The organism is Rhizobium sp. USDA 3886 (genome assembly GCF_056279785.1).
In genome coordinates this window covers 1,614,902-1,635,200 of record NZ_JBWCDC010000003.1, presented here as the reverse complement: position 1 = coordinate 1,635,200, position 20,299 = coordinate 1,614,902, and the positions used below count along the sequence as shown (strand labels likewise).

Genomic DNA, 20,299 nt, shown 5'->3' with positions numbered 1-20,299 from the left:
GTTTAGTCGATGAAGACGCCGACGCTCGCCGCACGCCCCATCGCATCGATCACCGTCAGTTTCGAATAACCAGCGCCATCCGGCATCCACTGGTTGATGCGGCGGCGGGAAAGATCGGGCAGCGGCTTGCCGTTTGCAAGCCAGCGGAACGGCGCCCGGCCGCCCTGCAGTTTCAACATCAATGGCGAGAGGTCACCACTCTTTGCCCCGAGATCGACATGCGCACCTTCCGGCGGATAGACGATCTGTGGTGCCTGTTCGCGGCTGGAGGTGGAAAGCAACCCGCTGGCATTTATCGAGAAACGCCGCTGGCTCACCGGCAGATCGGCCTGGGCGACGCGTACTGCGCCGGAGGGTGGGCGCGACAGAGGCGTGGTTGCTATGCCCGACTTTGCAAAAGCCTCAAACAGGATGGGGGCTGCCGTGCCGTAACCGGTCAATCCCGGCACCGCGCCATTGTCCGGCCTTCCGACCCAGACACCGAGCACATAACGCCCGTCGTAGCCGATCGACCATGCGTCGCGGTAGCCGTAGCTGGTCCCCGTCTTGTAGGCGATGCCGCGTTGCGGAGCGCCTGCGGGTGGGACGACGCCGGAAAGGATATCCGAAACGTTCCAGACGGCGACTGGCTCCAGCAACGGTTCGCCATCGATCTTGCCGGGCGCACCCGTCACGCCGTCGCCGATCCGAACCGGTTCGCCCTTGTTGGCAAGCGCCGTATAGAGCTGCACGAGGTCTTTCAATGTGATGCCAACGCCGCCGAGCCCGATCGCCAGTCCCGGCGTTTCGTTCGGTGGCAGGATGGGGCGGACGCCGGCGCGGCGGAAGCGCACCAGAAGCCGCGCCGGATTGACGGCGTCAAGCAGCCTGACGGCCGGCACGTTCAACGAAAGCTGTAATGCCTCGCGGACCGTCACGTCGCCTTGATAGCGCATGTCGAAATTGCGCGGCCGGTAACCGAAGAAATCCGCCGGTCGGTCCTCGATGATCGTTTCCTGGCTCACCAGCCCCTGCTCGAAAGCAAGGCCGTAGATGAAGGGTTTCAGGGTCGAGCCAGGCGAACGGCTGACCCGCGTCATGTCGATCCAGCCGGAGCGGCTGGCATCGAAATAATCCACTGAACCAACTTCGCCAGCGATTTCGCCGCTGCGCGCATCGGCCATCACGATCGCCAGCGAAAGCTTCGGGCCAAGCTTCGTGGCGGCATTCTTGGCCGTTACTTCGAGCCCTTCCTGCACCTGCTTCTTGAGCGTCGTTCGATGCTCGCGCTCCTTCGGTTTTCTGCGAAGCGCTGCTTCGGCGACGTGTGCTGCAAGGGCCGGAAGCTGCATGCGCGCTGCCGGAACGAGTGTCGCCTCGGCGCGCTCGGCCTCTCCCTCGCCGATGGCGTCGGCTACGGCGGCGCGCTCCAGAACGCGTTTTCGCGCGGCTTCCGCCGCCGCCAGGTTTCTGTCGGGACGGCGCCGCTCGGGAAGCTGAGGGAGGGCAACGAGGAGGGCAGCCTGCGCCACCGTCAGCCGCTTGGGCTCCTTGCCGAAATAGGCAAGGCTTGCGGCGCGCACGCCTTCCAGATTGCCGCCGTAGGGCGCATGCGTCAGATAGAGATCAAGGATCTCTTCCTTCGAAAGCCGCAGCTCGATCTGGACGGCACGTACCATTTGCAGGAATTTCGCCGAAAGCGAACGTCCCGCGCGCGGTTCGATCAGCCGTGCCACCTGCATGGAAAGCGTCGAGGCGCCGGAAACGATGCGGCCGTTGGTGATCAGCTGCAGGCCCGCACGCCCGATTGCCAGCGGATCGATGCCGTGATGGTCGTAGAAGCGCCGGTCCTCATAGGCGATCAGCATGCGCGTGAACTGCGGGTCGACGTCTGCGACCGTGGTTTTCAGACGCCAGCGGCCTTCCGACGTCGCAAAGGCCCGCAGCAGCTGACCATCGGCATCCAGCACTTCGGCCGACACCGCACCGGTCTTTTCAAGCGGCGGCGGAAAAGCACTGTCGGCGGTGTCGAGCGCGAAGAAAACTGCACCGGCAAGAAGGATACCGGCCGTAGTTCCAATCGTGACCTTGTGCCAGAGCCGCATTATCGTGCTGCGACAACCTCCATCTTGCCGGTCGCCGTGCGAGCCGAATATTCGGGACGGTACATGTCCTCCACGGTCGCCGCCGGGTGGTCATAAACGCCTGGAGTGACAGCCCGCACGACATAGGCGACGTTGATGTCACGATTGTCGTCCGACGTCCGGTTGAAGGCCGCAACAAAGCGGTCGCCGCGGAACTCTGTATGAGCCGCCGTCTGTTCGCCGATCCAGTCGAAATTAGTGAGTTGCGCGCTGTCGACCAGGCTCGGATTGTCGATCTGGAGGCCGGCCGGCAGCAGATCGGTCATGACAATACGCGACGGCCAGGCGTTGGTTTCGGTCACGTGCAGCACCACCACGTAGCGCTCGTTCTGCCGCGCTTCACTGATATTCGCCGGCTCGCCATCAAGCGTGTAATAGCTGCGCTCGATGGCAAAGCCGTTGCCGCCGGCAGGCAGCGGCGTGACGGGTGCTGCAACGGTCGTCACGACCGCCGATACCGGATCGGCCATGGCGCTCGTCAGCGTCAGCGGATTGTTCATCAGCGCGTCGCCGCTCATCTTCGCCATGTAGGCACCCGTGTGCAGCGCTCCGTTGACGTCCACCTTCAGCGAATCATTGCCGCTCTGGATCGCGCGCGCCGCAAGCAGCGTCCAGGCCTGCTCCTGCGTGCTCGTCCACTTGCTGCGATCCCATTCCTTGCCGACGGCCTTTGCCAGTTCTGGAATGACCGGCGGGACAGGGCGGCTTTCGGCGGCAAGTGCCAGAATGGCTGCGCCGTCGCGCAGGATCGAGCCGTAGTCGGTGCGCGAAAGATTGACGCGATGAACCATTGAATCCTCGGTCATCTGCAGCGCATCGACAAAGATATTCTTCGAGCGCGTCGCATCTCCGTAAAGGGCAAGTGCCGCGGCGATATGCGCCTTGGCAAGCGGCGTCGGGAAGTCGTTGATCATCGTATCGGCGTAGTAGCGCAGATCGCTGATCGAGGCTTTCCTGTTGCGGGCGAGAACATAGATTGCATAAGCAATTTCATCGCCCTGCGTCTTGACGTTAACGTCATAGCTTAACGCGTTCTGGAGGTTCTCGAGCGCCTGCACCAGCGCACGGTCCGGCACGTCGTACTTCTCTTCACGCGCCCGCGTCAGGAAATCCGTGACATAGGAATCGAGCCAAAGGTCGCCCGAATCCGGTCCCCAAAGGCCGAAGCTGCCTGCCGATGCCTGATAGGACAGTACGCGATAGATCGCATCCTGCACGCGCTTCTTGACGTCTGCATCGTCTTCGAGGCCGTTCTGTTTCGAAAGCTCGCTGAGATAAAGAAGCGGCAGCGCGCGGCTGGTCGTCTGTTCGGCGCAGCCGAAAGGATAACGGTCGAGCGACATCAGCAGTGCGGGAATGTCGAAGGCGGCCGAACGGGTGACGTTGACGCTGACCGAGGCGCCCGGAAGCACGCTGTTCGCCAGAAGTTCCTTGTCAATCTTCAGTTTCGCCCCCGGTTTCAAGGCGATGACGCGCCGTTCGGTCACGGGCAGTGACGATGGGCGGACCGGTACGTCAACCGTCTGATCGAGCGACAGTCCAGCAGCATCCGAGAGGTTGATCGAAACAGCGCCGTTGCCGGGCTGCTTGCCGATCACAGATAGCGTGAAATCGGATTTCGCACCGGCATCCAGATGGATCGTCCGGGAAGCTGCAGCTTCCTCGATGCCGACGGCCTCGTTGCCGGTCAGCTGCAGTTTGAAATCGCCGGCCGGCGCATCGGTATTGGCAATGTCGAGGCGCAGTTCCGCCTTGTCGCCAGGGGCCAGGAACTTCGGCAGGCTGGCGGTGACGACCACCGGATCGCGGATGACGACGTCCTTGACGCCGTGGCCCACCCCGTTCTTCGACCAGGCAACGGCCATGACACGCGCCGTGCCGTTGAATTGCGGAATGTCGAAGCTGACGTTCGCCTTGCCGGCGGCGTCAAGTTTCATCGGACCGGAGAAGAACGCGACGAGTTTTTGCGTCGGCGGGCTGCCCCGCAGCGCCACCGCGCCGCCGTCGCCGCCGGTTCTAAGCTTGCCGGTCGCGCCGAGCGAACCATCAATCAGGCGGCCATAGAGATCGCGGATTTCAAGACCGAGCTGGCGCTGGCCGAAATACCAGTCCTCGGGATTGGGCGCCTCGTAGCGCGTCAGATTGAGAATGCCGACATCGACGGCGGCAACCGTGACGTAAGCGTCCTCATCGGCGCCAGCCCCCGTCACCGCAAGACTGATGTTCAGCGGTGCACGCGGCAGCATCTTTTCCGGTGCATCGAGCTTCACCTGCAGCGCACGCTGCTCGGGATCGACCTTCAGCCATTTGATGCCGATCGAGCGCATCGGCATGTGGCTGTCCTGGGCGTCGCCCGGGCGGAAGAGCGTTGCTGTCACATAGGCGCCAGCGCCCCATTCGGCGGTAACCGGGACCTCCACTTCGCCCCCGGTCTCGCCGATCGTTGCATTCTGCACGGCAACGAGATTTTCCGTCCCGGCAGTCACCATCAGCTCTCCGCCATAACGGGAAGAAACCTTCAGCTTCGCCGTCTCACCGACCTTATAGCTTTCTTTGTCAAGCGCGATTTCAAGCCCGTCCGGCGTTTCAGTCGAGACAGCCTCCACCATCCAGCCGGCATCGAATTCGATGCTTGATACCGGACCATCCGCGTCAGGGCTTTCGACTTCGAAGCGGTAGCGGCCCCAGCCGACCTGGGACGCTATCTTGCCGCCGTCCAGGCCGGCATCAACCGTGCCGCTCGCAACCTGGCGTGCGTTGAAGGCGGATTCGTATTTCCATGCCGTGCCTTCCCGATACCATTGGTATTCGCGCTCAAGGAGCGAAAGCTTCCAGCGCAGCCCCTTCATTTCTTGCTTTCGGCCGTCTGCGGAGACGCCGATCACGTTGAAGCCGGCGATCGAGTTCTCGGCTGCATCGCCCGAAAACTCAGGCTTGATGCCGATCATCGGTCCCTCGCTTTTGACCGGGATCACCAGTGAGCGCTCCAGCGCCCGGCCACCCGTTTCCTGCATGCGGATGTAGACCGCCGCGTTCAGCAATTGCGTGGTCGCGGGAAGGTCGCCGACCGTGAGATCGGTCGTGGCTTGGCCGTTCTCGTCCAGTACCGGCAGGCCTTCGATCGCCTGGCGGCTTTCCTCGTTCGCCTCCTCGTCAGAAAGACCAAAGACGTAACCCGAAAAAGCCTGGCTTTCGCGCGTCGGCTTGATGACGACGTCGCCTTCGAGCGTCAGGCCGGCCGCCGGTGCGCCATAGAGATACTTGCCGCTGATAGCGATCGTTGCCGGCGTGTCGGGACCGATTTCCTTGGCTTCGGTCTTCAGCTCCATGTCGGTGCGATCGGGAACGAAATCGTCGACGAGGAAGGTTCTTGTGCCGATCGGCGATCCTTTGGGATCGGTATGGACGTTCATCGTCCAGCTGCCGCGCATGGCACTTTCCTGGATCGGAAGGTCGATCACATAGCCGCCAGCGTCGCTGCTCTGCCTGACGATGCGCCGGTCCTCGACGCCATCAGGGCGCATGAAGATGAAGGTCAGCGGCAGCTTCTCGATCGCCTTGCCATCCGTATCGCGGGCAAGGGCGGAGGCATGCACCGTTTCTCCCACCCGATAGATTCCGCGCTCGGTCCAGGTCATGACATCAATCGCACCGGGCGAGGCCCGTCCCGTCACGCCGCGGTCGGACAGATCGAATCCAGCGCGTGTCATGTCGAGGAAGACGTAGTCGGACGCTCCGTTCCTGGCAGCCAAGACGGCGGGTGTGAGTGCTGCCGTGCCGCGCAGCAGGCCGGCGGTTAAGATGGCTCGGCCGTTTTCATCCGTCGTCGCGGTGCCCAGAACCTCGTTGTTCTTGGCAAGCAGTTGCAGCTCGACGCCGGCGATCGGCTTGGCAGAAGCGAGCGAGCGCGTAAAGACGTTGAGCCCATCGGTTCCGGCATAAGTGGTAACGCCGATATCGGAAACGACGAACCACTGGGTCGCCTTGGCGTCCCATTCATTGTCCGGCGTATTGGCAGGAGAGGCGATCAGCACATAGATGCCGGGCTTGCGCTCGGGCAAGGCTTCATCGACGGGGAAGCTGGTGACGACATCCTTGTTGAGGTCGTTGGCGATCCCGATCGAACCTTGCCAAACGAGCTCGCCGCTTTCGTCCTGAATGCGCTGCGCGCTATAACCGTCGAGCTGCGTCAGGAATTGGGAACTGGTGAGAAGTGGCGCGATGCCGCGATCGCCAATGCGGTAGAGCTTGAGGTCGGCCGCTTCGATGTTGACGCTGACCAGTGGAATGCCGCGGCGCGCCGACGAAGGCAGCACGAAACTGTCGCCAGTAAACCGCACCACCTTGCTGCGGTCCTTGACGTAGATATCAAGGCTGACGGGTGCCTCCAGCACTTCATCGACGGACGAGGGCAGGCCGGTGCGGAAACTAATCTTGTAGGTCTCGCCGTGAACCAGGCCCTCGACGCAGATCTGCTTATCCTTGGCTTCGAGCGCCTTGGGCGCTTGTCCGTTCAGCGTCACAAACGGCGCATAGTCGACCGTCTTGACGAGCGATTCCGAGAAAGTCACGCAGGCGCGCGGCGTTGCGCTGTCGGCATCGACATTGTGTTCGGTGATGCGGAAGCCCTGTTCCGACTTGAGCTTGAGATAGGCGGCCTGGACTTCCCTGGAGCTCGCCAGCGCAAGGCTTGCCTTATAGGCGTTGAGGGCCGCGCGGAAATTCGAGTTCTTGGCAAGCGAGGCCGCAAGCACGGCAAGAGCGTCGGCACGCTTCGAGGTCGTGCGCGTCAGTTCGTAGGCGTTCAACGCATCGAGAACCGCCTGGCCGAAGGCCTGGCTGCCGGTGCCGCCGAGCGAATTTGCGGCGCGGGCTGTTTCCAGCCAGAGATCGGCATCGTCCGGCGTCAGCGCCAGCGCACGATGAAACGCATCGATCGCACTTGCGAGGTTGTTGGCGGTGAGATCAAGGCGCGCCGTCGCTGTCAGACTGTCGAGGGTCTGGCCCGGCTGAGCATCGGTGAGCGCCAGATTTGCCTTGAAGTCGCGCGCTTGTTGGATGACGTCTTCAGAAAGAAAGCTGAGACGAGGGGCCGCACCGATATCGGGCTCCCGCGGCCCTGCCGTCGTTTCGACGATCCGGCCGGCAATCGCGCCGGGAAAGGCATTCATGGTCTTGAAGTCGGACTTCAGGAAACACCATTTCACCTTTGGGTTATAGGTGAAGGCCTTGCAGCTCTTGTCGCCGATGCAGGACGTCTTGCATTGCTCAAGGGAAACATTCTGTTCCGTCCGCAGATCAAAGCCGAAGAAGTCGGCGTCCTTGATCGTCTGAATATCGCGCTTCGTCTCCGCAGCTGTTGCGGGAAGGCTGGCCGCGATGGCGGAAAGGGCAATAGCGGCGATTGCGAAAAACGAGCGTACAGACATAGGTTCCCCCCGGTCGCTGGCGCTGGATTGGGGCACTCTCCAGCGGCCGCGAAGTCTTGTCAATACAACTTCAAATTTATGGGGTTATGTAGCAAGTGCCACCAATGGCGAATTTGGGAGGGACGAGCCGTAGAGCCTCCTTGTGGCCTCAAAGCGGACGCTACAATCGCGACAGTTATGACAATATAAAGTCAGCATTGAAGGTGAACAGGTGGTTGAATCGATTTCCCAAGAGCACTTTTTAGCGCTAAAGCGGACCGCCATGCTGCCGAACGGGCTACGACTCTCGTACGTCGAGATGGGCGACCCCAACGGCGCGCCCATCCTCCTGCTACACGGGTTTACTGACAGCGCCCGAAGCTGGAGCCTCACCGCGCCTTATCTCGCAACGGGCTTTCGCGTCATAGCGCCAGACCTGCGCGGTCACGGGAATTCCGACAAGCCTGAGGGTTGCTACACTATTCCCGAGATGGCGAATGATGTCCGGTTCCTGATAGAGCTTCTGGGCGTTGCGCCGACGCACGTAGTCGGCCATTCGCTTGGGGGACGGCTTGCGCAGGCAATCGCTGAGCGCTGGCCCGGCATCGTCGGCAAAGTCGTTCTTATGTCCACATCCGCCGCGTTGCGCGAGCGTCAGGGGTGGTTGTGGGAGAACATTCAGATGCTCCGGGATCCGATTGATCCAGAGAGCACATTCATCCGGGAATGGTGTTCCGGCGCAGTTCCGGTTGAAGAGCGTTTCCTGGCCCATGCCCGCCGCGAAAGCGCCGCGATGCCGTCACGAATCTGGCATTCCATCTGTTACGAACAGCTTGCCTATGATCCGTCGCCGCTGCTGCAGGATATTTCCGCGCCGACGCTCATCCTGCGGGGCGAGGAGGATGTGATCGCGACTGAGGAAAACCAGGCGAAGATGAAGGATGGCATCGTCGGCGCGGAGTTCATTTCCCTTCCTGGCCACGGCCATAACCTTCATTGGGAAGATCCTGAAAAGGTGGCCGGCCTGATTTGGAGATTTCTGGAGCGTTCGTAGCCGCTCTGGGCGCGATCCCGTCAGCGCTGAGCCGACTGGTGGCACGAGGCGTCGCACTCAATTTAGAGCAGAGCTTTGGGAGCGTGCTCACTCAACGGAGCGCAATTTCCACAGATCGAGGCTGTTCCCACTCATTCCGGCAATCCGGCCATGCGATAGCCTTCGACGAAGCGCTGGACTGTCTCCGGATCGCGCGAGGGTTGTGCCGCGACCCAGTGGGTGATGGTGAATTTCGGGGTCATCGCCATGAAAAGAGCTGCCTCACGCATCGCCTCGTCTGTGCGTCCGAGTTGGGCAAGGCTAGCCGCCAGTATGCGGCGCGAGGGGCTACGGTAGATCGCCTCCATGCGCAAAATCTTGACGGCTTCTTCATATTGGCGGGCCGCGTAATGCGCGAGTCCAAGCTGCCAATAATACCACCCGGCCGGGTGCGGATTCAGTCGAAGCGCCCTTTGGGTCAGTTCGATCGCTTCCGATGCGCGACCTGCGAACGCCGCAAGCTCCGAACAGATGGCTAGGGCATCCGCATTGTTTGGTTCCAGCGTGAAGGCGGCGGCGAACTCTTCATCGGACTCGGGCCAGCGTTTTTCATGGGCCAGCAAAAATCCGAAAAACCAATGGCCGGCAGCGTCGTTCTCGTCCAATGCTACTGCCTTGCGGGCCAGTTCAAGGGCTCGTGATCGGTTCTCTTCCGTGGGTTCGATGCTCTGCGCCCACAATTGCCAGTAAACAAAAGCCAGCCAGCGAAATGCCTCCGCATATTCGGGATCGATGGAGACTGCCTGGTTCAAGAGTATCTCGGCCTCGCGAAGCGCTTCTGGCGAACTGTTGAACGCTGAGATCAGACTTCGCCCGCGGACACAAAGGTCATAAGCTTCCAGGCTCTTCGGACGGTTGCGTGACGGTGAATCCGCCAAGCGTCCGACAAGGGCCTCGACGATCTTATCTGTGACTTCGTCCTGTACGCCGAATATGTCTTCGAGGTTTCGGTCGAAGCGTTCGGCCCAGAGGTGATCTCCGCCCACGGCGTCGATGAGCTGAACGTTGATGCGCACGCGTCCGGCGGCGCGGCGCGCACTGCCCTCAAGGATGTAGCGGACGCCCAAATCGCGTGCGATCAAGCGAACGTCGGCCGATTTTCCCTTGTAGGCAAAGGTCGAATGGTGCGCGATGACAAACAGGCCGGCATTTCTTGAAAGGTCGGTAATCAGGTCTTCGGTCAACCCGTCTGTGAAAACGTTCTGCTTGGCTTCCCCGCTCAAGTTGGTGAACGGCAACACGGCGATGGATGGCTTGGCAGGCAGCGGCAGCGCGGCTTGTCCCTCGTGGCCGACCTTGGCGACGGGTTCATTGAGTAGGCGATAGACATGAACCGGTTCGGCGATGTTTTTCAGAGATTTCGGTCCAAGATCGTCAAAGTCAAACGCAAGCTTACGTTTGACCTGATCACGGATGCCCGCCGACACATAGATTTCTCCCGGCTCGGCCAAGCTTTGTAGCCGTGCGGCAATGTTGACGCCGTCGCCATAAAGGTCACCGCCGTCTACGACGACATCGCCGAGATTGATGCCGATCCTCAAGACGATACGGCGTGCCTCTGGCAGGGCGGCGTTCGCATCCGCCATCTTCCGCTGCAACTCGATCGCTCCGGTCATGGCGTTGACCGCGCTTGCGAACTCCAGGAGGACCCCGTCTCCCATCACTTTAACGATCCGGCCGCCATGCGCCCGCACGATAGGTTGGAGAATTGTCGCCCGGCGCTCCTTCAGCACCGCCAGCGTCGCAACCTCGTCGCCCTCCATCAAACGCGAGTAGCCAACGACGTCAGCGACGACGATTGCTGCAAGACGGCGCTGGACGCGTTCTTCGGCCATTGGGCAATTGCACCCGAGGAGGTGGAATTGCGCCTATGGTATTTGCGCCCTGGGTGGAAGTCCATTGAGCCGCCTCAGATCTGGATCAACACCCCACTACCAAGCGGAACGGCCGATGGGAGCCTCACGTGCCGAAGGCCCACCGGACCTGGGGCGTGGCAACTCCGTTTCTGCAATCAGTACCAGCACTTTTCAGAGGCGAAGATCTGGTGGCATTCGCTACCTAATTCCGCAAATTTAGAACCGCTTGTTATCAATGGCTTATGCCGATCTTAGTGTTTTATTAGCGTTAACAAAGGGTTAATCGAAAAAATATGCGTATCGACCCGGAACATATCCCGGCGCTACCCGTTATCTGGCCAAGTTCCGTCGGCAAAAGCCGTTCGGTACGAAGTCCTTCGCGCGCCTAGGTCAATGGGAGAGGGTGTCATGGCCACGAATGTTTTTCGTAGTTGGCTTAGGGATGACATGATGAACCACAGAGTATTGATCGTCGAAGACGAGTTTCTAATCGCCCTCGACCTCGAAGCGACCGTTCAAGCCATGGGAGTGGAAGTGACGGGTCTCGCTGCAAACAAGGAACAGGCGCTGCGTCTTGCCTCGACAGCGGACGTCGCCTTTGTTGATGTCAACCTGTCGGATGGCGCGACCGGCCCGGAAATCGGTCAGCGGCTCGCCGAAGAGTACGGCATTTCCGTCGTCTTCATGACAGGCAACCCGGAGATGATTGCCGGAGGCGTCAAGGGGACGCTCGGCGTCGTCAAAAAGCCGGTCAAGCCGGCCGTCGTCGAACAGTCGCTCAAGTATGCCGTTGCACGCCGCAACGGCGCGCTTGCCGCCGTGCCGTCGCAGATGTCGGTCTTCGTCTGAGGCTCAGCCGCTGAGGGCTGCAAGTTTTTGCCGCTCGGCCGGTTTGTCCGTACCGTAGGCGCGAAGGAACGTCCGCACCGCATTGCGTGCGGCACTTTCGAGTTGCTCGTCCGTCGGCGTCTGCCCGAAGAGCATCATGATCTGCAGATCCGCGTTCCCGAGCGCAAGAAATTGCCGTGCCGCCACATCGAAGTCGTCGATCTTCAGCGCACCGCTGGCGCTCAGCCGCGCAAACAGGGCGCCGAGCGCCGAAACGATCCGGCCCGGGCCCTGCTGGCGCCAGGTCTCGAAAAGGTGCGGATAGCGTTCGCCCTCGTTCTGGACGAGGCGGCGCAGAAATTTTCCATCCTGATTGCAGATACAGTTCTTGTTGACGCGGACCGCAAAGGCGACAAGATCTTCTTCCAGATTATCCGCATTTGCCGGAAATGTTGCCAGCATCGAAAAAAGCATCGAATTGGCGCGCTTCAGCACGTCGTCGACGACGGCGACGAAAAGGGTCTCTTTCTCGCAATAATGATTATAGATGGTCTGTCGCGAGACGTTGGCCTCGACCGCGATCTCATCGATACTCGCCCCTGCGAAGCCCTGGCGGCAAAACACATCGGCTGCTGCCTCCAGAATGGAAGCGCGTTTCTTGAACTGCCCGCGCTGCGTCGGGCCGTCCGCGCTCTTTTCGGGTGTCGCGACGTTTTTCATCCGCTAAAGATAATGCGTCTTGACGTTTTAGACAACACTGTCTAATTTTACAGCCGTGTCCAAATTAGTTGACGCACTGGTGCGCATTCGTTGACGCTTCTCCCAAGCGCGTCGCGCCTGCAGCCGACATCATTTTGAATCCCCTCGAGAGCAATGCAGCGGAGAGACATATTCTGCCTCCTTCGCTGCGCTTTTATGAAAGATCTCCAAATGACCGCTTCATTCTTTCGCATTGCGCTCATCCTTGGCCTTTTATCGGCCATCGGCCCCTTTGCCATCGACATGTATCTTCCGGCGCTGCCTTCGATCGGCGCCGATTTGGGCTCCGACAACAGCGTAACCCAGCTGAGCCTTCTCTCCTTCTTCATTTCCTTTGCACTTGCCCAACTGCTTTACGGTCCGCTGTCCGACATGTGGGGCCGGAAACTGCCGCTTTATCTGGGTATCGGCATCTTCACCGCAGCCAGCATCGGCTGCGCGCTGGCGCAGAACATCGAAACCCTAATTGCCTTCCGCTTCATCCAGGGCATCGGCGGTGCGGCCGGCATGGTCATCCCGCGGGCCGTCGTTCGTGACATGCATACCGGTGTTCAGGCTGCCCGCCTGATGTCGCTCCTCATGCTCGTCTTTTCGATCTCGCCGATCCTCGCTCCGCTGGCCGGAAGTGCGGTCATAGAGTTCTACGGCTGGCGCGGCGTCTTCTGGGCAGTGATGATCGCAGCCTTCATCGGGCTCACCCTGCTTGCAACGCAGCTCGACGAAACCCGTCCGGCAAAGGAACGCAAGGAAAGCAGCCTTGGCAGCGCGATGTCGGCATACGGCTTCCTGCTCCGCGACAAAAACTTCCTGACGCTCAGCTTCATCGGTGGTCTCGGGATTTCAAGCTTCCTCGTCTATCTCGCCAACTCGCCCTTCGTGCTCATCCAGCACTACGGCCTGACGCCGACGCAGTACAGCTTCGCCTTCTCGATCAACGCCGTCTCCTTCTTCGCGGTATCGCAGGCGACCGGCTGGCTCGGCGAGCGTTTCGGACTCGTTCGCGTCATGCGCACAGCCGTCACCGCCTATGCCCTCGTCATGGTCGTCTTGGCAGTCGTCATGGCGGCGGGCATCAACCAGCTTCCTGTGCTGGCCGTCTTCCTTTTCATCGGATATGGCTTTCTCGGCCTTGTCATTCCAACGAGCGCGGTTCTTGCTCTGGAGGATCACGGTGAGATCGCAGGCACCGCTTCGTCATTGATGGGCACGTTGCACTTCGTCATTGCGGCGGTCGCAATGGTCGTATCGAGCCTGTTTGCCGACGGCACGGCCGTTCCAATGGCGGCAGGCATTGCGGCCTGCGCGCTGTTTGCCTTCATCCTGACGCAGGCAACACTTGGCCGCCGCGCCGCCGCCGCTCCTGCCGAGTAACAATCCCGGCCGCGGCCTTGTCGGGCGCGGTCGTTCTCGTCACTTGAGGGAAAAGGCGTCGCTTTCACCTGGGACCAGCTCCAGCGGCCAGATCGTGTTGCGGGCGCCCTTCGGATAGTGTTTCGCATAGGCGGGCATGGTCGCAAGCAGGGTCTCGGCCAATTCGACGCCGAGATCGCGCAGCGACATGCGAAAGCAGGTGAGGGCCGGCTGCAGGAATTTCGCCCGCGGCTCCTCACGGAAGCCGATCACTGCCAGATCGCGCCCCGGAACGACGCCTGCCTCGACCAGCCTTCTGTAAAGACCGATCGCCATCAACTCGTAGATCAGGATGATCGCTGTCGGCTTGTGGTCCAAGAGCAGCAATTCGTGGCCAGCCTGGTAGCCGCCCTGCTCACTCGACTTGACGCGGATGACCAGCTTCGGATCGAACGGGATGCCGTGCCGCTGGAGTGACTGCTGGTAGGCATCGATGAAGATGTAGCCGAGATTGATATCGCTCGAGGGTGCTGCGATTGCGATCCTGCGATGTCCCTTGGCCACCAGCCGGTCAACCGCCGATGCGGCCACGCCCTCGAAATCAAGGTCGATCCAGGTGTAGTTGCCACCGGACGAACTGCGTCCGAGCGCGACGAAGGGAATCTTCGCCTTCACCAGAAGGTCGATGCGTTTATCGATCCGCTGCGTCGCCGAAATGATCATCGCATCGACGACGCGCCGCGCCACCATGCGCTTCAGATATTCATAGGGATCCTCGTCGCTGGGACAGGGCAGCATCACGAGGTCAAGTTTGTGCCGCGCAAACACGCTCTGCAGACCGCCAGTCAGGCCGAGGAAGAAGTTGTCGCTGTTTTCGACCGTTTCCTTGCTGGTTTCGATCATCAAGCCGATGACGTTGGTCGTGCCTTGCCGGAGGCTGCGGCCAGACTGGTTTGCCACATAGCCGAGCTCTTCGGCGGCAGCGAGCACGCGCTTTCGTGTTTCCTCGTTGACATCCGGCTTGCCGTTCAGCGCGCGGGAAACGGTCCCGATCGAAATGTCCAGATGCTCGGCAAGCTGTCGGATCCCCTTCATCGGCAGCGATCTTCCTCCCCAATCGAAACGCGTGATCTCTCTTATTGCCACAGGAAAGCATTTCCGGAAAGCGGTCCGCGGCGGTCTTCAGGATCAGCAGATGCCAGGCCCGGCGAACAAGCCGCCGGGCCCGGACGTCATCTTACGTCAGGGCAGGATGCCCCAAGGGGAGAATCTGATCTCGCCGAGCGCGTCGTCAACCTCCGGAAGACCGATGTCGCGGCGCGTACGATTTGACAGATGGGAGATCTGGTTCACCGTTTGATGATGCCTCCAGGCGGCCAGAGCTAACGCGCGCGCAGTTCTCCAGACACCAAATTTCTGGCACAGGTCATCGACCGTTGCCGACAGGCTTTCAACAACTACTGATTGTGCTTCACGCATGATTTTCTGCCCCGGCGCCGTCAAGCAGCCAGGTCCTTTCGAATCAAAAGACGCGCGGAGGCGGACACAGAAACGCCAATAGCCGTTCTGCCAGCCGGTCACGTCAGGTTAGGTGAGAAAACGCCAAAATGGCGGAAATCCGGGACTTAGAAGGTCCCGGAGTAATGTCGGCCCAAGTTAGATGCGCAATGCATCGAAGCCACGAGAGCCGTTCCGCCAATGGGGCGCACAAACATGATAATGGAATTCATTTACGCCTCCTCTGATCGAATTGCGGAATAATTTTATTATTACACGACATCGAATGATCGGCAACATTAAATCCTGAATTGCAGAGATCGCCGTCGTAATTGTTGCATAACGGCAACATTGCTGTGGTGTCGATCATCGCGTTCAGCAGTCCAGCGTGTTCGAGGATCGGCCTGAAGAGCCCGAGCAATGCGATCGGCGCAGAAGTGCGAAACACGGACTGCCTTCCCATCGCAGGGCGATCTTTCGTGGATCAAGGCCTGAAGCTGTCACGGATGATAAGTTCCGGAATGACCCTCTCGTAGGCAGGCGGCAGGTCCGGGTTGGCAAGCCGACGCTCCACGAGTTCGACGGCGCGCTGCGCCATCACGGCCGGATCCTGGCGGAACGTCGTGAGCCGGTAGCTTAGCCAGGCCGCCTCCGGCACATCGTCGAAGCCGATCACCGCGACCTCTTCCGGTATCCGTAAGCCGAGCGTCTTTCGCACATAGTCCATCAATCCGAAGGCGATCAGGTCGTTGGCGCAATAGACGGCTTCCGGCTGTTCAGCCTGTGCGAAGAGCTGGCGTGCCGCACCAATGCCGCTATCGTAGTCGGAATCCCTGCCGCGGCCAACCGAAACCGAAGCGCCTAGCTCCTCGGCTGCCGCCCGGAAGGCCGTCTCGCGCTCGGCGATGCTGGACGTCGCCGAGTGCGACGCGGCAACAGCCAGCCGCCGGTAGCCATTGTCGAAGAAGGCTACCGCTGCCTTGCGGGAGGCTTCGGTGTTTCCTGCCCTGACATGATCCGCATCCGGTTCGGTGCGGCCGATGACCACCAACGGTTGGCCGTTGCGGTGGGCGATATCGACGAAGCTTTCGGGCGGCGAACCGGAGAGGATGATCGTTGCCTCGGCGCGGTGGCCGATCAGCATCTTCTGCGCTGCAAGCAATTCATCCTCGGTCTGCCCGGTATCGATCAGGATCGGGATGCTGCCCCGCTTTATCAGCGCTTTTGCAAGTGCTGCGGCCAGATGGGCGCGAAAACCGACTTCCGGACGTGTCGCGACGATACCGACAAGGCGGCTTTGATTGGCAAGGACGCCGCGCGCCAGATCATTGACGTGGTAGCCGAGTTCCTCGGCAGCCTTCTGCACTCGCTCGCGGGTCGCGGGTGCGACGCTCGCGCCTGGGGTGAACGTCCGTGAAACCGCGGAGCGGGAAACGCCCGCAAGCTGTGCTACCTGCTCTGCGCTGACAAAGCGCATTCGCTCCTTGCGCTTGGTCTTTCCCTCGTTGGTCGGGCCGTCGCGCATTGGCATTCCTTTAGCGTCCCACACGCGAAAGCACGTCTGCCTTCAGGAATCGCTCCACGATCAGCATAAAAACCAAGGATGGTGACAGAGCCGGAGGAGGGGTGATGGAGCTGGCAAGAACACGCAGCAACGTCGTCTTTCCGCAGCCCGAAGAGCCGAGCAGGGCAGTGAATTCGCCGCGGGCGATGCTGGGATTGATTTCGTCCAGAACTTGCGTTGCGCCATAGCGGCAGGCAACGGAATTAAGCTCCAGAACCGCGTCTTGTGTCATGCTCCATCCCTCCAATTGCACGGCTGTGCAATCCGAATCTGGTAGAATGTTTGTTTGACAGTCAGATGACATGGTGGATATTTCTCTGCTGCGCTGCGGCACGAACTTGTCTAAAGGTGCGCATCTAAAGCTTTTTTCCGCAGCATTTGCTCAAATTTGCCCTCTATTGACAGAAAGAAACCTTTCCGCTTAGTATCGTAAACGTTTACGGGACACGCTTTCGGAGATTGCCGAGGCGCGCCGCGGGAGGAAATCGTGAAATTGAATGCAGTTCTCTGCGGATGCGGAGCCATGTCCAAGGGCTGGCTGCGCGCCATAAAGGAAACCCCGGTTCTGGCCGAAGCGATCGAGGTCACGGGCCTCGTCGATGTCAATCCGGCTGCTGCCGAAGCGCTCGCCGCTGAATTCGCCTTGAGCGGGGCTGCCATCGGCACAAATCTTTCCGCCGTCATTGCAAAGGCGAAGGCGGATATCGTTTTCGACGTCGTCATCCCGGCTGCCCGGTTCAACGTCGTCTCCACGGCACTCAAGGCCGGCTGTCATGTGCTCAGCGAAAAGCCGATGGCAACCTCCCTGACGGAGGGGGCTGCGTTGATCGATCTTGCGGCCGAAACCGGCAAGATCCACGCGATCATCCAGAACCGCCGCTTCATATCCGGTGTCCGCCGCATGCGCCGTTTTGTCGAATTGGGTGCGATCGGCGAACTGACCGGCATCCACTGCGACTTCTTCCTCGCCCCGCATTTCGGCGGCTTTCGCGAAGACATGGATAACGTCCTGCTTCTCGACATGGCGATCCACACGTTCGATGCCGCACGCTATGTCGCTGGCAAAAAGCCGCTCGCTGTCTACTGCATCGAGCGCAATCCCAAGGGATCGTGGTACCGTCACGGCGCCTCTGCGAACGCCACCTTCGAATTCTCCGACGATGTCGTTTTCACCTATCGCGGCTCCTGGTGCGCCGAAGGCGAGCGCACGAGCTGGGAAAGCCAGTGGCGTCTCGTCGGCTCCAAGGGAATGCTGACCTGGGATGGAGACGACACGTTCGGCGCCGCGGTTGCAGGGGAGGAGACGGGTCTGCTGCGCGGCTTTGCGCCCGTCAACGTTCCCGAGCCGGAGCGCGACGAGGAAACGCACGGCCATGCCAGCGTGATTGCCGGCTTCGTGGACGCCATCCGGACCGGCAAACGGCCGGAGACCGTCAGCAGCGACAATATCAGAAGCCTTGCCATGGTCTTCGGCGCGATCGAAAGCGCCAGGACCGGCAAGCGCATCGAGATTTCAGCATAAGGAATGAGATTGTGAGCAATTCTGCAAAGTCCATCCGTATCGGCACAATGGTCAGCGCGTCCAAGGGCGGTGCCGACAAGCGCATCGGCCAGATCGCCGATATGGGTTTTGAGAGCTTCGAGCCCTTCTTCTGGCAAACGACCAACGGGCAGGATCTTGCCGAACTCGGCAAGCGTTCCCTCGATGCGATCGGCGGCCGCGACATCACCATCTCGACGCTCGGCATGTTCGGCAATCCTCTGGAAGAAACCGATATCGACTTGCAGACGCTGCAAGGCTGGAAGGACTGCATCGACAATGCCCATCATTTCGGCGCCACCTGCGTTGCCGGCTTTACCGGCCGTGTTCGGGGCAAGCCGCTGACCGACAGCCTGCCGCGCTACAAGCAGATATGGAGCGAGCTTGCCAAGCGCGCCGCCGACAAGGGCATCAAGATCGCCTTCGAAAACTGCGCGATGGACGGCAATTGGACGACCGGCGACTGGAACATCGCCCACAATCCGGATGCCTGGGAGCTGATCTTCAACGAGACGCCGGACGACAACATCGGCCTTGAGTGGGAACCCTGCCATCAGATGGTGTACCTGATCGAGCCGCTGCCACAGATCCGCAAGTGGGCAAAGAAAATCTTCCATGTCCACGGCAAGGATGCGACGATCCGCTGGGATGTCATCAAGGAGCATGGCATCTTCGGCAAGGAAAAGTTCGTCTTCATGCGCACGCCGGGCTTCGGCGACAGCAACTGGACGGACATCATTTCCGAGCTGCGTCTGGCCGGCTGGTCGGGCTCGATCGATATCGAAGGCTGGCATGATCCGGTCTACCGCGATGCGCTGGAGATGACCGGCCAGGTCCATGCACTGAATCATCTGAAGCATGCCCGGGGCGGCGATTTCGTCGTCGATCCGGTGTGACGATACCGCGTCCGGCAAGGAGGATTTTGCCGGACTGTCGGGGATAACCACAAAGGAGGAGAACCATGGCTATCCGTAAATTTGCAGTTCTGGGCGCTCTGGCACTTGCCGGCGTCTCGCTCTTTGGCCTTTCCGCCAAGGCGGAAGACATTACCATCAGCGTCTGGTCGCTCGACCGCGACATTCAGCCGGCGCCGAATCTCGTCAAAGATTTCAACAAGCTCAACAACGGTATTAAAGTCGAATATCGCCAGATTCAGTTCGATGACGTCGTCAGTGAGGCAATGCGCGCCTATTCCACAGGACAGGCGCCCGATATCATCGCCGTCGACAATCCTGAGCACGCACTCTTCTCGTCGCGCGGCGCATTCCTCGATCTCACAGACATGATCTCGAAGTCGACGGTCGTAAAGCCGGAGAACTATTTTCCCGGACCGCTGAAATCCGTGATGTGGGACGGTAAGTACTACGGCGTGCCGAAGGCGACCAACACGATCGCGCTTTACTACAACAAGGACATGTTCAAGGCGAAGGGCCTCGACCCGAACAAGCCGCCGAAGACATGGGACGAACTCGTTGAGGACGCGCGCAAGCTGACTGACCCGGCCAAGAACGTCTATGGCCTGGCGTTCTCCGCCAAGGCGAACGAGGAAGGTACCTTCCAGTTTCTTCCTTGGGCCCAGATGGGTGGCGGCGGCTACGAGAACATCAATGCAGACGGCGCGGTCAAGGCGCTTGAGACCTGGAAGACCATCATGGACGAGAAGCTTGCCTCGCCCGATAGTCTGACACGTGGTCAGTGGGATTCGACCGGCACCTTCAACTCCGGCAATGCCGCAATGGCGATCTCCGGTCCGTGGGAACTCGACCGCATGATGAAGGAAGCCAAGTTCGACTGGGGTGTGACCCTGCTTCCGGTTCCGAAGGAAGGCGCTGAGCGCTCGTCGGCCATGGGCGACTTCAACTGGGCGATTTTTGCCAGCAGCAAGCACCCGGACGAAGCCTTCAAAGTGCTCGAATTCTTCGCCTCGCAGGACGACAAGATGTTCAAGAACTACGGTCAGCTGCCGGCCCGTTCCGACATCACCATCCCGGCGACCGGCGAAGCACTGAAGGATGACGCCCTCAAGGTCTTCATCGAGCAGTTGAAATACGCCAAGCCCCGCGGCCCGCATCCGCAATGGCCAAAGATCTCCAAGGCGATCCAAGATGCAATCCAGGCTGCACTGACCGGCCAGATGAGCCCGAAGGATGCGCTTGATCAGGCCGCAGACAAGATCAAGGCAGTCCTCGGCTAGTCTCCCGACCTAACCGGATGGCCTTCGGGCCATCCCATCATTTCCTCCCGGCAGGGGCTGCCTATAAGCGAAAGCATCAGGCAGCCC

At 60.5% G+C, this 20,299-nt stretch carries 14 protein-coding genes; 6 read left to right on the top strand and 8 right to left on the bottom strand.

Features of this window, described 5'->3' with window-relative positions; all coding sequences use genetic code 11:
- Positions 1-2: 2 nt before the first annotated feature.
- Both pbpC and ACZ9BX_RS30725 read right to left on the bottom strand, forming a co-directional pair.
- Entirely contained in the window at positions 3-2,084 is a 2,082-nt protein-coding gene (pbpC, locus tag ACZ9BX_RS30730) for a penicillin-binding protein 1C (RefSeq protein WP_476222042.1), read from the bottom strand.
- Positions 2,084-7,552: an MG2 domain-containing protein gene (locus tag ACZ9BX_RS30725; RefSeq protein WP_476222041.1), complete on the bottom strand. Its 5,469-nt coding sequence runs from the start codon at positions 7,550-7,552 to the stop codon at positions 2,084-2,086. The genes pbpC and ACZ9BX_RS30725 overlap by 1 nt, the downstream gene beginning before the upstream one ends.
- Positions 7,553-7,763: 211 nt before the next feature.
- On the opposite strand from ACZ9BX_RS30725, the gene ACZ9BX_RS30720 reads away from it, so the two are divergent.
- Positions 7,764-8,585: an alpha/beta fold hydrolase gene (locus ACZ9BX_RS30720; RefSeq protein WP_476222039.1), complete on the top strand. Its 822-nt coding sequence runs from the start codon at positions 7,764-7,766 to the stop codon at positions 8,583-8,585.
- A 131-nt stretch (positions 8,586-8,716) separates the two neighbouring features.
- On the opposite strand, the gene ACZ9BX_RS30715 is transcribed toward ACZ9BX_RS30720, so the two are convergent.
- Positions 8,717-10,459 carry an adenylate/guanylate cyclase domain-containing protein gene (locus ACZ9BX_RS30715; protein ID WP_476222038.1) on the bottom strand — a complete coding sequence of 581 codons (1,743 nt, stop codon included), beginning with the start codon at positions 10,457-10,459 and terminating at the stop codon, positions 8,717-8,719.
- Between the two features lie 429 nt (positions 10,460-10,888).
- On the opposite strand from ACZ9BX_RS30715, the gene ACZ9BX_RS30710 reads away from it, so the two are divergent.
- Positions 10,889-11,329, top strand: coding sequence for a response regulator (locus ACZ9BX_RS30710; RefSeq protein ID WP_476222036.1), 441 nt, complete (start codon positions 10,889-10,891; stop codon positions 11,327-11,329).
- A 3-nt stretch (positions 11,330-11,332) separates the two neighbouring features.
- Here the strand turns inward: ACZ9BX_RS30710 and ACZ9BX_RS30705 are convergent, their stop codons facing one another.
- The gene (locus ACZ9BX_RS30705) at positions 11,333-12,028 is read right to left on the bottom strand and encodes a TetR/AcrR family transcriptional regulator (RefSeq protein ID WP_476222035.1); all 696 of its coding nucleotides are present in this window, start codon (positions 12,026-12,028) and stop codon (positions 11,333-11,335) included.
- Positions 12,029-12,238: 210 nt separating this feature from the next.
- Between ACZ9BX_RS30705 and ACZ9BX_RS30700 the strand changes: the two genes are divergently transcribed.
- The gene (locus ACZ9BX_RS30700; protein ID WP_476222033.1) at positions 12,239-13,438 is read left to right on the top strand and encodes a multidrug effflux MFS transporter; all 1,200 of its coding nucleotides are present in this window, start codon (positions 12,239-12,241) and stop codon (positions 13,436-13,438) included.
- Between the two features lie 39 nt (positions 13,439-13,477).
- Here the strand turns inward: ACZ9BX_RS30700 and ACZ9BX_RS30695 are convergent, their stop codons facing one another.
- The 4 genes from ACZ9BX_RS30695 to ACZ9BX_RS30680 form a co-directional block, all read right to left on the bottom strand.
- Positions 13,478-14,512 carry a substrate-binding domain-containing protein gene (locus tag ACZ9BX_RS30695; protein WP_476222031.1) on the bottom strand — a complete coding sequence of 345 codons (1,035 nt, stop codon included), beginning with the start codon at positions 14,510-14,512 and terminating at the stop codon, positions 13,478-13,480.
- A 147-nt stretch (positions 14,513-14,659) separates the two neighbouring features.
- The gene (locus ACZ9BX_RS30690) at positions 14,660-14,896 is read right to left on the bottom strand and encodes a DUF1127 domain-containing protein (RefSeq protein ID WP_132565630.1); all 237 of its coding nucleotides are present in this window, start codon (positions 14,894-14,896) and stop codon (positions 14,660-14,662) included.
- 502 nt (positions 14,897-15,398) lie between these two features.
- On the bottom strand, positions 15,399-16,439 hold the full coding sequence (locus ACZ9BX_RS30685) for a LacI family DNA-binding transcriptional regulator (protein WP_476222029.1): 1,041 nt from the start codon (positions 16,437-16,439) through the stop codon (positions 15,399-15,401).
- A gap of 10 nt (positions 16,440-16,449) precedes the next feature.
- A complete protein-coding gene (locus ACZ9BX_RS30680; protein WP_476222027.1) occupies positions 16,450-16,710 on the bottom strand; it encodes an ATP-binding cassette domain-containing protein in 261 nt (86 codons plus the stop codon).
- 255 nt (positions 16,711-16,965) lie between these two features.
- Between ACZ9BX_RS30680 and ACZ9BX_RS30675 the strand changes: the two genes are divergently transcribed.
- The 3 genes from ACZ9BX_RS30675 (at position 16,966) to ACZ9BX_RS30665 (ending at position 20,212) form a co-directional block, all read left to right on the top strand.
- Positions 16,966-18,000, top strand: coding sequence for a Gfo/Idh/MocA family protein (locus ACZ9BX_RS30675; RefSeq protein ID WP_476222025.1), 1,035 nt, complete (start codon positions 16,966-16,968; stop codon positions 17,998-18,000).
- Positions 18,001-18,011: 11 nt separating this feature from the next.
- Positions 18,012-18,914, top strand: a complete 903-nt coding sequence (locus ACZ9BX_RS30670) for a sugar phosphate isomerase/epimerase family protein (protein WP_027509668.1) — start codon at positions 18,012-18,014, stop codon at positions 18,912-18,914.
- A gap of 65 nt (positions 18,915-18,979) precedes the next feature.
- The gene (locus ACZ9BX_RS30665) at positions 18,980-20,212 is read left to right on the top strand and encodes an ABC transporter substrate-binding protein (RefSeq protein ID WP_476222023.1); all 1,233 of its coding nucleotides are present in this window, start codon (positions 18,980-18,982) and stop codon (positions 20,210-20,212) included.
- Positions 20,213-20,299: the final 87 nt, after the last annotated feature.

Coding starts and splice junctions, on each gene's coding strand:
- pbpC (WP_476222042.1), bottom strand. CDS start 2,084: ATGCGGCTCTGGCACAAGGTCACGATTGGAACTACGGCCGGTATCCTT.
- ACZ9BX_RS30725 (WP_476222041.1), bottom strand. CDS start 7,552: ATGTCTGTACGCTCGTTTTTCGCAATCGCCGCTATTGCCCTTTCCGCC.
- ACZ9BX_RS30715 (WP_476222038.1), bottom strand. CDS start 10,459: ATGGCCGAAGAACGCGTCCAGCGCCGTCTTGCAGCAATCGTCGTCGCT.
- ACZ9BX_RS30710 (WP_476222036.1), top strand. CDS start 10,889: ATGGCCACGAATGTTTTTCGTAGTTGGCTTAGGGATGACATGATGAAC.
- ACZ9BX_RS30705 (WP_476222035.1), bottom strand. CDS start 12,028: ATGAAAAACGTCGCGACACCCGAAAAGAGCGCGGACGGCCCGACGCAG.
- ACZ9BX_RS30700 (WP_476222033.1), top strand. CDS start 12,239: ATGACCGCTTCATTCTTTCGCATTGCGCTCATCCTTGGCCTTTTATCG.
- ACZ9BX_RS30695 (WP_476222031.1), bottom strand. CDS start 14,512: ATGAAGGGGATCCGACAGCTTGCCGAGCATCTGGACATTTCGATCGGG.
- ACZ9BX_RS30690 (WP_132565630.1), bottom strand. CDS start 14,896: ATGCGTGAAGCACAATCAGTAGTTGTTGAAAGCCTGTCGGCAACGGTC.
- ACZ9BX_RS30685 (WP_476222029.1), bottom strand. CDS start 16,439: ATGCGCGACGGCCCGACCAACGAGGGAAAGACCAAGCGCAAGGAGCGA.
- ACZ9BX_RS30680 (WP_476222027.1), bottom strand. CDS start 16,710: ATGACACAAGACGCGGTTCTGGAGCTTAATTCCGTTGCCTGCCGCTAT.
- ACZ9BX_RS30665 (WP_476222023.1), top strand. CDS start 18,980: ATGGCTATCCGTAAATTTGCAGTTCTGGGCGCTCTGGCACTTGCCGGC.